At 69.6% G+C, this 11,309-nt stretch carries 12 protein-coding genes; 10 read left to right on the top strand and 2 right to left on the bottom strand.

Going from position 1 to position 11,309, the window contains the following annotated elements; genetic code table 11:
• The first annotated feature begins 107 nt into the window (after positions 1–107).
• Positions 108–614: a hypothetical protein gene (locus tag MYMAC_RS32700; RefSeq protein WP_013937572.1), complete on the top strand. Its 507-nt coding sequence runs from the start codon at positions 108–110 to the stop codon at positions 612–614.
• Between the two features lie 135 nt (positions 615–749).
• Positions 750–2,849, top strand: coding sequence for a monovalent cation:proton antiporter family protein (locus MYMAC_RS32695; protein ID WP_095960900.1), 2,100 nt, complete (start codon positions 750–752; stop codon positions 2,847–2,849).
• A 13-nt stretch (positions 2,850–2,862) separates the two neighbouring features.
• Here the strand turns inward: MYMAC_RS32695 and MYMAC_RS32690 are convergent, their stop codons facing one another.
• Entirely contained in the window at positions 2,863–3,582 is a 720-nt protein-coding gene (locus MYMAC_RS32690; protein WP_043710143.1) for a glycosyltransferase family 2 protein, read from the bottom strand.
• Between the two features lie 81 nt (positions 3,583–3,663).
• The gene (locus tag MYMAC_RS32685; RefSeq protein ID WP_095960899.1) at positions 3,664–5,106 is read right to left on the bottom strand and encodes a pyridoxal phosphate-dependent decarboxylase family protein; all 1,443 of its coding nucleotides are present in this window, start codon (positions 5,104–5,106) and stop codon (positions 3,664–3,666) included.
• Positions 5,107–5,293: 187 nt separating this feature from the next.
• On the opposite strand from MYMAC_RS32685, the gene MYMAC_RS37310 reads away from it, so the two are divergent.
• The 8 genes from MYMAC_RS37310 (at position 5,294) to dapE (ending at position 11,294) form a co-directional block, all read left to right on the top strand.
• The gene (locus tag MYMAC_RS37310) at positions 5,294–5,530 is read left to right on the top strand and encodes a SelT/SelW/SelH family protein (protein WP_239989157.1); all 237 of its coding nucleotides are present in this window, start codon (positions 5,294–5,296) and stop codon (positions 5,528–5,530) included.
• Between the two features lie 117 nt (positions 5,531–5,647).
• Complete coding sequence (locus MYMAC_RS32680; protein ID WP_239989156.1) at positions 5,648–6,184, top strand: hypothetical protein; 537 nt, start codon at positions 5,648–5,650, stop codon at positions 6,182–6,184.
• Between the two features lie 392 nt (positions 6,185–6,576).
• The gene (locus tag MYMAC_RS32675) at positions 6,577–7,194 is read left to right on the top strand and encodes a DUF6310 domain-containing protein (protein ID WP_338025980.1); all 618 of its coding nucleotides are present in this window, start codon (positions 6,577–6,579) and stop codon (positions 7,192–7,194) included.
• Positions 7,194–7,946 carry a DUF5953 family protein gene (locus MYMAC_RS32670; RefSeq protein WP_414115060.1) on the top strand — a complete coding sequence of 251 codons (753 nt, stop codon included), beginning with the start codon at positions 7,194–7,196 and terminating at the stop codon, positions 7,944–7,946. The genes MYMAC_RS32675 and MYMAC_RS32670 overlap by 1 nt, the downstream gene beginning before the upstream one ends.
• 303 nt (positions 7,947–8,249) lie before the next feature.
• Complete coding sequence (locus MYMAC_RS32665; protein ID WP_239989155.1) at positions 8,250–8,606, top strand: hypothetical protein; 357 nt, start codon at positions 8,250–8,252, stop codon at positions 8,604–8,606.
• Between the two features lie 53 nt (positions 8,607–8,659).
• Complete coding sequence (locus tag MYMAC_RS32660) at positions 8,660–9,484, top strand: 2,3,4,5-tetrahydropyridine-2,6-dicarboxylate N-succinyltransferase (protein WP_095960898.1); 825 nt, start codon at positions 8,660–8,662, stop codon at positions 9,482–9,484.
• Between the two features lie 66 nt (positions 9,485–9,550).
• Positions 9,551–10,180 (top strand): cupin domain-containing protein, encoded by a 630-nt coding sequence (locus MYMAC_RS32655; protein WP_095960897.1) that lies wholly within the window; start codon positions 9,551–9,553, stop codon positions 10,178–10,180.
• A 25-nt stretch (positions 10,181–10,205) separates the two neighbouring features.
• On the top strand, positions 10,206–11,294 hold the full coding sequence (gene dapE, locus MYMAC_RS32650; protein WP_095960896.1) for a succinyl-diaminopimelate desuccinylase: 1,089 nt from the start codon (positions 10,206–10,208) through the stop codon (positions 11,292–11,294).
• Positions 11,295–11,309: the final 15 nt, after the last annotated feature.

Below are 11,309 nucleotides of genomic sequence, written 5' to 3'. Positions count from 1 at the left end.
AGTTTCGTCGGCGCGGCAGAAAGCAGGCCGCCAGGCCCTGGATGGGCGTTTTCCCGCCGCGGGGGAGCGCTTTACTGGGTGGCACCCGCGTAATACAGGAGATGCGGATGCGCTCCGCCGGCCCGACATCTCCGCTGTCCCGCCCCGGGCGACGCGCGCACGGGCTGCTGCTGGCCATTGCCCTGGGCACGGTGCTTGCTTCCATCCCGTGGATCAACGTCCTGGGGCTGACAGTGGCGGCCGAGCTGCCCGTGACGCTCCGCGCCAGCGAGGGCACCGGCGCGTGGGTGGACCGGGGCGGCGTGGCCTTCGTGGGCAAGCGCACCGGGCAGTGGCGCCGGGGGCGCCTGGCCGGGGTGGGCGTTGACACCTGGGCCGCGGTGATGAGCGCTCCGGCGGCGGCGAAGACGAAGCCGTCGCTGGGCCGGGGGCGCGAGTCCTTCCAGCCGGGCTTCCAGGAGGCGCACCGTCAGGCTCGAGAACGGCGGCGGGCCGTTGCCACCGACGCCGTCCGGCTGCTGCGCTCCGCGGCCCTGGCGGTGCCGGGAGGCGACGCCGGTGACCGGCCGACGCTCGTCACCCAGTCGTTGCGCGGGCCTCCCGCGCGCGGCTGAAGACGGCGCTTCGATTCGGCCCGGCGGGTGACGCGCCTGCTCCCTGCCGTTTCGTTCCGCATGATGCGCGGTCTGGCGCACGCCGCCGGGCTGGTCTGAACCTCTCTCTTCCGCTGGTTTTTTCGAGGTGTCCCGATGCATGGAGCCCACGAGGTCCTCCAAGCCATTGCCGTCGTCCTGTGCGTCGCGGCCGTGACGACGGTCCTCTTCCAGAAGCTGCGCCAGCCCGTGGTGCTGGGCTACATCCTGGCCGGCCTCGTGGTCGGCCCGTACCTGCCGATTCCGCTGGTCGCCAACCCGGAGGTGGTGACGACGCTCTCCGAGCTGGGCGTCATCCTCCTGATGTTCTCGCTGGGGTTGGAGTTCAGCCTCCGCAAGCTGTTCTCCGTGGGGCCCACGGCGGGGGTCACCGCCGTCATCCAGTGCAGCATCATGATATGGCTGGGCTTCGTGGTGGGGCGCGCCTTCGGGTGGACCACCGTGGAGAGCCTCTTCACGGGCGCGCTCATCGCCATCTCCAGCACCACCATCATCGCCAAGGCCTTCGACGAGCAGAACATCCGGGGCCGGCTGCGGGAGCTGGTGGTGGGCGTGCTCATCGTGGAGGACCTCATCGCCGTCCTCCTCATGGCCACGCTGACGGCCGTCTCCTCCGGCACCGGCCTGTCGCTGGGCGAGCTGTCCATCACCACCGGCCGCCTGGTGGCCTTCCTGGTGGGCCTGGTGGTGGTGGGCCTGTTCATCATCCCTCGCGCGGTGCGCTACGTGGTGAAGCTCAACCGGCCGGAGACGACGCTGGTGGCCAGCGTGGGCATCTGCTTCGCGGTGGCGCTGCTGGCGCAGGCCTTCGGGTACTCGGTGGCGCTGGGCGCCTTCCTCGCGGGCTCGTTGGTGGCGGAGTCCGGCGAGGAGAAGGTGGTGGAGCACCTGGTGCAGCCGGTGAAGGACATCTTCGCGGCCATCTTCTTCGTGTCGGTGGGCATGCTCATCAACCCGGAGCTGGTGGCGGAGCACTGGGCGGCCATCCTGGTGCTCACCGTCGTCGTCATCACCGGCAAGATTCTCAGCGTGGCGCTGGGCGCCTTCCTCACCGGCAACAGCACCCGCACCTCCGTGCAGGCGGGCATGAGCCTGGCGCAGATTGGCGAGTTCTCCTTCATCATCGCGGGCCTGGGCCTGTCGCTGAAGGCCACGGGCAACTTCATCTACCCGGTGGCGGTGGCCGTCTCCGCGATTACGACGCTCACCACGCCGCTGCTGATTCGCGTCTCCGGGCCGGTGGCCAGCTACGTGGACCGCAAGCTGCCCAAGCCGCTGCAGACCTTCGTGACCTTGTACGGCACCTGGGTGGAGCGGCTGCGCGACGCGCCCCGGCGGCAGACCTTCGGCGCGGGGGTGCGCCGGCTGGCGAGGCTGCTGCTCCTGGACGCGGTGCTCATCATCGTCCTGGTGATTGGCACCTCGCTGATGGCGGGCCGGCTGGCGTCCATCATCGAGGCGCAGCTCGGCATCGACGACCAGCTTTCGCGCTACATCATCATTGGCGGCGCGATGCTGCTCTCCATCCCGTTCCTGGTGGGCGTGGTGCAGGTGGCGCGCCGGCTGGGCGAGGAGCTGGCGGAGGCGGCGCTGCCCGGGCGCAAGGACGGGCGGGTGGACCTGGCGGCGGCGCCGCGGCGCGTGCTGCTGGTGACGCTGCAGCTCTGCATCATCCTGCTGGTGAGCGTGCCCGTCGTCGCGATTACGCAGCCCTTCCTCCGGGGCGCCATGGGCCCCGTCGTGGTGCTGGCGCTGATTGGCGCGCTGGGCGTGACGTTCTGGCGGGGCGCCACCAACCTGCACGGCCACGTCCGCGCGGGCGCGCAGGTCATCGTGGAGGCGCTGGCGGCGCAGTCCCACTCGCGGGAGCCCGGCGCGGACGAGCAGGCGCTGGACCACGTCTCCAAGGTGCTCCCGGGCCTGGGCGAGCCCGTGCCGGTGCGGCTGGAGGCCTCCAGCCCCGCGGCGGGCAAGACGCTGGCGGAGGTGAACCTGCGCGGCCTCACGGGGGCCACGGTGCTGGCCATCCGGCGGGGCGACGCGAGCGTGTCCGTGCCGTCCGCGCAGGAGGTGCTGCGGCCCGGTGACGTGCTGGCGCTGACGGGCACGCACGACGCGGTGGAGGCGGCCAAGAGCCTGCTGACGGGCGCGCCGCTGCCGGTGGCGGCGCCCGAGCCGACGGGCGCCCAGGTGTGACGGGCCCGGGGGCCTAGCGCTTCACGCTGTACTTGGCGATGGCGTAGAGGGCGCGTACGCCATCCTTCCAGCCAATCTTCTTGCCCTCTTCGTAGGTGCGCCCGTGGTAGCTGATGGGCACCTCGAAGACGCGCCAGCGGCCGCGGGCCACCTTGGCGGTGATCTCCGGCTCGAAGCCGAAGCGGTCCTCCTCCACCTGCACGGAGCGCAGCACCTCGGCGCGGAAGGCCTTGTAGCAGGTCTCCATGTCGGTGAGGTTCAACCCGCTGGTCATGTTGGACAGCGTGGTGAGCACGTTGTTCAGCACGGTGTGCCAGTAATAGAGGACGCGCCGGGGCGTGCCGGTGAAGCGGCTGCCGAAGACGACGTCCGCGTCCCCGTCGATGATGGGCTGGATGACGTTGGGGATGTCGCGCGGGTCGTATTCCAGGTCCGCGTCCTGGACGATGATGATGTCGCCGGTGGCCTCGGTGAAGCCGCGCCGCAGCGCCGCGCCCTTGCCCTGGTTCTTCTCCTGGAAGAGGACGCGCACCTCGTTGCGGTTGCGCGGCGTGCCGCCCAGCAGCGACACCCCCTGCTCCTGGAGCTGGCGCAGGAACTCGCGGCTGCCGTCCTTCGAGCAGTCGTCGATGAGGACGAGCTCCTTCGGGAAGTCGACGGCGACGCAGCGGCGCAGCAGTTCGGCGAGGGTGGGAATCTCGTTGTAGACGGGGATGACGAGTGAGACGAGCATGGCGTTTTGCGGCTGTACCGCATTTTGCGTCATGGGGCGACCTTCTGACACGGAAGGTGTGCGTGGGGTGCGGCGCCGCGTTCAGCGGCGCGCCGCGGCCCGGAGCGCGTCCATGAGGGCGTCCAGGTCCGCGTCGGTGGTGAGCGGGTTGATGAGGGTGACGCGCAGGTGGACGCCTCGGGGCAGCTTCGTCTGGACCAGGTAGAAGTCCCCGCGCGTGACGAGCCGCTCGCGCAGCTTCGTCTGGAGGGCGTCCCATTCTTCCATGGGCACGTGCGCGGGCGTGTGGCGGAAGCAGAGGATGTTGCATTCCGGAGGCACGGCGACCTCGAAGTCGCCCGCGTCTGCGAGGCGCTGGGCGAAGCGGCGCGTCTGCTCGTAGGCCTCCGTCACCGTGTCGGAGAAGAGGCGGGTGCCCAGCACGGCGAGGCAGGCGTACACCTTGAGGGCCATCATCTCCTTGGTGCACTCCAGGGTGCGCAGGCCCACGTCGCTCCAGGGGCGCTCGGCGTCGCCGTGGAAGAGGTAGCTGGCCTCCTGGGAGAAGGACTCGAAGGAGCGGGCGCCGTCGCGGAAGAGGACGGCCGTCACCAGCGCGGGCATCAGCAGGCCCTTGTGGGCGTCCCACACCACGGAGTCCGCCCGGTCGATGCCGCGCACGAGGTGCCGGTGGGCGGGGCTGAGGACGGCGGAGGCGCCGTGCGCGCCGTCGACGTGGAGCCAGAGGCCGTGGCGTTCGCAGAAGTCGGCCACGGGCTCCAGCGGGTCGAAGGCGCCGGTGGCGGTGGCGCCGGCGCTGGCCACCACGGCGATGGGCTTGCGCCCGGCGCGCGTGGCGCTGTTGAGCGCGGCGTCGAGCGCCTCGGGGCGCAGGCGGAAGTGGTCGTCCACCGGGACGGGCGTCACGCCGCCTTCGCCCAGGCCCATGATGCGGGTGGCGCGGCCCAGGCTGTAGTGCGCCGTCTGGGCGGCGAGCACGGTGAGAGGCGGGCCGGCGTGGGCGCCGCCGTTCCAGGCGTCGAAGCCGGCCTTGGCCTGCCGCGCGGCGAGCAGGGCGGTGAGGTTGCCCGCCGAGCCTCCGGAGGTGAGGACGCCGTCCGTGGTCTCGGGCAGGCCGAGCCGCGCGGCCATCCAGCGCAGGACGTTGCGCTCCATGGCGGTGGAGACGGGGCCCATCTCGTACACGGCCATGCCGTTGTTGAGCAGGGAGGAGACCAGGTCGCACAGCGCGGCCAGCGGCACGGGCGCCGTCACCTGGTGGCCCATGTAGCGCGGGTGGTGCAGGTGGTTGGAGCCGGAGAGGACGCGGGCGATGAGGTCCGCGAAGTCACCCGTGGGCGCTTCGGGGAAGGCCGCGGCGAAGCGGTCCACATTCACGGCGGGGGCGGCCCAGGGGAGCACGGGGCCTTCGGCGCGGGTGGTGCGCGCGAGGTAGTCGGAGAGCGTGTCCATCAGTCGGTGGGACTCCCGGCGGAAGGCGTCAGCGTCGTAGGCGGCGGCGATTCGCGCTCGGAAGTCCGTCATGGCATGGGGACCGTAGCCGCGTCGGTGAGAGGGCGGAATAACCCCTTCGTCCGTTACCGGATGTGCGGAGAAGCCTTGATAAAAGGGGGCGGGTGAGCAGGCGGGGTGGCGTGTGGTGTTGGCGCGCACTATGTCTGGTTCATGGGGCGCGCATTCTGTGTGCCCTGCTCACGTGAGGAGGATGGCCATGGCCGACCCGAAGGTGACGATTACCTACTGTACCGCTTGAGGCTACAGGCCTCGGGCCGCCCGTGCGGCGGCCGCGTTGAAGGATGAGCTGGATGTCGAGGCGGTGTTGTTGCCAGGCCCTTCGGGCAGCTACGAGGTCGCCGTGGATGGCAAGGTCGTCATCCGGAAGGCATCACTCGCATTTCCCACGGACCACGAGGTGGTGGACGCGGTGGCGAAGGTGCTGGGGCGGTAGCGGGCAGATTGCCGCTGTCGTTTCGTGCGATGCTGGGCGCGAGTGAGGGGCGGTCCGACCTTGCGACGCGCCCGCGTCGCGCGGATGAGGTTCGACCTATGCGGGCAAGAGGCTTCGATGTCTGCACGGCGCTGTGCCACGAGAATCCTTGGCGTTGCTGCTCTTCTGATGGTCACGACCTTGGTGGCGGCGGAAAAGTCTGTCTTTGCGCGACTGCACCCTGCGATGACTCGCGAAGAGGTTGGGAGGCTCGGGAACAAGGTCTCCCTGGGGAACTACGAGGCCCATCTCATATCCTCGTTCACGGATAAAGGTGAGCTCCATCGCGTCGACGCGACTGCCACGTTCCGGGAGGGGAGTTGTTCGGAGGCGCTGGGGAGCGTCCGTCGGTACCTGGAGCGGGACTTCGGCGCGCCACGGAGTCTGAAGCCGCACATCCCACTGTACGGGGGGATGCATCGGCGCTGCCATGACTGGCGGCTCGGTGCCGCGTGGCTACAGCTCTGCTGCGCTCAGTATGAAATCAAGGAAGGCCGTCCTCCATTGATTTATGTGTCGGTCACTTATGGCGTCAGAGGGAGGGATGCGCCCGTTGGGCCCGACGTCGAGGGGTGGGACCCGCTCCTCAATATTCCCGTAAAGGGTATCTACTGACATGCCATTCGATGAGGACGTGAACGGCGCCACTCACGTGATGTAGCCAACCTTGCCCTTCACCTGACGGGGGCGACTGAAAGGGAGTGGCCGTGCGCCTCCTTGCCTGCGTCGCGGTTCTGCTCGTCCTCTCGGCGTGCGCGACGTCTGCGCCGAGCCCAGGGGAGCGCATGTCTCGGAGCCCGAGGGTCGCCAACCTTCAGCGCGCGGCAACGTTGCCGTGGACAGACGAGGGACGGTGCGCCGTCCGCGAGGCTGCCCATCCCTGGTCCGTGGTGGCGGAGCGGTGCTTTCATGCCCTCGACCATGACCGAATCCGGTTCAGCGACCCGACGGGAAGGTGCGCGGTTGCCTCGGCGGGCGCGTCGGCCCTGGGAATCGGCTTGTGCGTCTTGGCTGCCCCCGAAATCGCTATTGGCGCAGTCATCGTTGTGGGCGTGGTGGTGGTGGGAGTCGTCATCAAGGACGCGCTGGATGCGTCCGAGTTGAGCGGGGAGACTCCGGAGGAAGTATCGCCCTCGCTCCAGGCGGAGCCCGCCCCGCAGGTCCCCTCCGCGAATCGAAAGCTCAAGCCCGAGCCAGCAGGTCAGGACTGGTTTCCTCCAGGGCCGCCCGAGTCCCTGGACCGAGAGCGCAACCGCAGGTGCGAGGCCATCCCGGTGAAGCATCGAGGTGGAGATGTCGCGCATGACGCATGTGCCGATAGGGTTCCGCCCAACCGCTATCCTGGTATGGACGTGCTGGTTGACGGCAAGCGCTTCGACGCGTTGCAAGTTGGCGCTCGCGTGCTGTGGGAGATCAAGACGGATCAGTTCGATACGTACTCGCTCTTTCTGCGGGACCAGGTGGCACGCGACCACGTCGAAGAAATGAGGGAAGAACGCGGGATTGCCGCAGCCTGTGGATATGGCTTTGTTTTTGGGGTGAGCAGCGCCGCGCACAAAAAGGCCTTGCTCGAATTGGCTCCCGGCCTTGAGTCCATTATCGTCGTGACAGGGTGTAAACGTTGATGATGCAAGCTCGCCTCCATGTCGCAGTCTACGCGCCCGCACTCGTGGGCGATGATGGCCGCACGCTCGTCGTCGTCCACGGGGTTGAGCGGGCTCTTCCAGGTCTGCGCCTGGAGTGGGAAGTCGACAAGAGAGGGCGCCTCATCAAGTTGCCGCAGCGCGACGCCTGGCTCACTGAGGCGGCAGCACGCGGAGTGTTTCCGCTGCTATGCAACGGTGACGAGCGCTATCCCGTGACGATTACCGGCTTGAAAACACCCGCGAGCCAGGCACCTGGAGGCCAGCCGCTGCTTGATGTGCATGCGGACTTGCCGCTCGACGCGAAGGTCATCGCGGCAGCATCAAGTGTGCTGGAGGGCGTTGCCGAAGGCGCGAGCGCGTTCTGGGGACACGTGTCGCCGGAGGGTTACGGCTCGGAAGTCGCTCAGCAGATCCGCCGCTCACCTCGTGGCCCGGAGCGGTCACCGCGCGGACTCCCCATGCTCGAGCCCCCAGAAAACATCAGCTCACCGGAGATTCCTCATTGGCTGGGATGGCTGAACTACTGGTCGGTCGCTGCCGCACAAGCCATTGGATTTCCGGACCCGGCCCGCGATGTGGACCTGCTCTCGCGCTCACGGCGTACCGCGACGGGGGGGTGGGTGGTTCAGCTCACCGATGCGCCGCTCGATTACGACAACCCCGCCCACCTGGACGCGCTTGGGCGCGTCTACGAGCGCTTCCCGGCGATTGGAGCGCGCTCGGTGCCTTGACCTCGCCATCAACGACGTGGGCGCCACCTCCGCGGTGAAACCAACCGAGACGGTCTCTCCCTGGCAAGGGCGCCGAGGAAGGGGTTGTCATAGGACGCCACCGCCGGGCCGCTGAGGGACGAGGGATAAGACAAGCGGCTCACGATTGTCAGCTCGCCGACCAGGAGGTTGCTGAAAGTCTCAGGAAGCCAGGAAAATTCGAGGGTGACGCGGAGCAGGCGGCCGAGCGGGAATCCGTCCCTGGAAGACCGCTCCCGGACGAGCCAGGGCGCACCCAGCTTGCGGGGTCAGGAGGTGTCACCCATGGCGTGGCCGACAGTCGCGTCGCCCTTCGAGCGGCGCTCCCTCACCAGCGGTCTGCGGGTCCGGGACGAAAGCGGGGCGATGCTGGGCTACGTGGCCCTCATCGGTCAGGAGCACCTCTACGCGCGCCGCTGGCCCTTCAGCCGGGAGTGGACGGAGTTCCCGCTGTCCCGCGTGCGCCACGTCTCCAGGGATACGGTGCTCCTGGAAGGCCAGGCGCCGGGCCGGGTGGTGGCGGCCGACAAGGGGGCACACGCGGAGATTCCCACCCAGACCCGGCCGCTGGCCGAGCTCGACGGCAGGGCGGAAGGGGCTGACGACTCGGAGGTGGTGAACGAGGCGGCTCCTCCCGCCTGAGCCCCTCAACCAGGTGCGGCGCGGCGCGTGGATTTGTGCTTCAAGGAGGCGCCATGGCCCCCATCGAAGAGTTGTCCCAGAGGGTGTCCGCCGCGTTCGCGGACCGGACGTTGTTGAAGGACGCGGCCCACGTGGCCGCCGTGCGCGAGACGCTGGCGCGGCTGGACGCGGGCGAGCTCCGCGTGGCGGAGAAGGGCGCGGACGGCTGGAAGGTCAACGCCTGGGTGAAGGAGGCCATCCTCCTGTTCTTCGCGGTGTCGGAGATGCAGGTGATGGAGGTGGGCCCCTTCGAGTTCTACGACAAGGTGCCGCTGAAGAAGGGCCTGGACGCCGCGGGTGTGCGCGTGGTGCCGCCGGGCACGGTGCGCTACGGCGCCTTCGTGGAGAAGGGCGCGGTGGTGATGCCGGGCTATGTGAACATCGGCGCGCGCGTGGGCGCGGGCACCATGGTGGACACGTGGGCCACGGTGGGGAGCTGCGCGCAGGTGGGCAAGCACGTCCACCTGTCCGGCGGCGTGGGGCTGGGCGGCGTGCTGGAGCCGCCCTCCGCTTCGCCCGTCATCATCGAGGACGGCGCCTTCCTGGGCAGCCGCTCCATCGTCGTGGAAGGAGTCGTGGTGGAGGAGGAGGCGGTGCTGGGCGCCAACGTGGTGCTCACCGCGTCCACGCAAATCATCGACGTCACCGGGCCGGAGGAGCGCGTCTACAAGGGCCGCGTCCCCGCTCGCAGCGTGGTGATTCCCGGCATGCGTGAGAAGCAGTTCCCGGCCGGCAAGTACATGGTGCCATGCGCGCTCATCATCGGTCAGCGGACGAAGTCCACCGACCAGAAGACCAGCCTCAACGCCGCGCTGCGCGACTTCGCGGTGGCGGTGTAGCGGCTGAAATCCAGCAGCCCGCGCGCGCCGTAGAGGCCATGTGACGGGACGGGACGGAACGTGACGATGGCGCACCATCTGGACGACATCCTGCCCGAGTGGGCCCTGGGGATGCTGGAGGCCCCGGCCCAGGCGTCCGTCGAACAGCACCTCGCGGCGTGCGCGAGGTGCCGGGCGATGGCGGACCGGCTGGTGTCCACCCATGCGGCGCTGGCGTCCTTGGTGGTCCCACCCCCCGCCGTGCTGGCGCGGCTGATGGACCAGATGGAGGGCCCCGGCCGGCTCGCCCGCTTCGCGGACCGGGTGGCGGCCTTCTTCGACCTGCCGCGCGAGCGGGCGCTGGCGCTGCTGGAGGCGGTGAGCGACCCGTCCGCGTGGATGCCCGGGCCGGTGGAGGGCTCGGAGTTGATGCCGGTGGAGCCGGGCCCCGCGCGGGAAGGGACGATGGCCGCCATCCTCCGGCTCCAGCCCGGCGTGCGCTACCCCCGGCACACCCACCATGGCCGCGAATGGAACCTGGTGCTGGAGGGCGGCTTCCGCGAGGACGACGGACACGAGGTCTGGCCCGGCGAGGCGCTGGAGAAGACGGACGGCAGCGCGCATGGCTTCACGGCGCTGCCTGAAGGCCCGGCGTGTCTGTGTGCCTCCATCCTGGAGGGCGCCACGAGCTTCGAGGAAGCGTTCGCGGACGGCTGAGCCCCGGCGTTATGGTGGAAGGCGTATGGCTTCCATCGACCTCGCCACGCGGCTGGCTCGCACCACGCTCGAGCTGTGCCGCATCTCCAGCCCCATCACCCAGGAGGGGCCCATCGCCGACCACGTCGAGCGCTGGGCGCTCCATCACTTCAAGCCGGAGGAGGTGTTCCGGGTCGGGCACACGTTGCTGCTCGGACGGCTGGAGGACCCGCGCCCCACGGTGGCCCTCATCGGGCACCTGGACACGGTGCCCGCGCACCCCAGCGACGCGGGCCGCGAGGCGCGCATCGAGGGCGAGCGCGTCTTCGGGCTGGGCGCCTCGGACATGAAGGGCGGGCTGGCGGTGATGATGGCGCTCGCGGAGGACCTGCGCCGGGACACCCTGCCGGTGAACCTGGCCTTCCTCTTCTACGAGCGCGAGGAGGGTGCCTACGCGGAGAGCGGCCTCATCCCGCTGTTCGACAAGCGGCCCGATTTGGCGAAGGTGAAGTTCGGCATCGCCATGGAGCCCACGGACAGCGTGGTGCAGGTGGGCTGCGTCGGCTCCATGCAGGTGACGGTGCGGTTCACCGGGCGCAGCGCGCACTCGGCGCGGCCGTGGCAGGGGGAGAACGCCATCCACAAGGCGGGCCCGCTCCTCGCGGAGTTGCTCGGGCGCCAGCGCGTGGAGGTCAACGTCGCCGGCTTCCCCTTCTACGAGGTCATCAACGCCACGCTCGCCAAGGGCGGCCGCGCGCGCAACGTCATCCCCGAGGCCTTCGAGCTCAACCTCAACTACCGCTTCGCGCCGGGCAAGAGCATCGCGCAGGCCAAGGCGGACGTGCACGCGCTCGTCGCCGGGCGCGCCGAGGTGGAGTTCACCGACGCGTCGCCCAGCGGGCCCGTGGTGGCGGGCAACCCGCTGTTCCAGAAGCTGATGGCCCTCACCGGCCTGCCCGCGGCCTCCAAGCAGGCGTGGACGGACGTGGCCCGCTTCGGCGAGTGGGGCGTGGACGCCATCAACTTCGGGCCCGGTGAGACGGCCCAGGCGCATCAGGCGAACGAGAGCGCGCCCATCCCGCCGCTCGCGGACGCGTACGAGAAGCTCGCCGCGTTCCTCAAGGGCGCGGGCTGACGAGGACACAGCGCG

The organism is Corallococcus macrosporus DSM 14697, from assembly GCF_002305895.1.
Taxonomy (GTDB): Bacteria; Myxococcota; Myxococcia; order Myxococcales; family Myxococcaceae; genus Myxococcus; species Myxococcus macrosporus.
The sequence above is the reverse complement of the archived record's forward strand: the minus strand, read 5'-3'. Positions and strand labels throughout refer to the sequence as shown.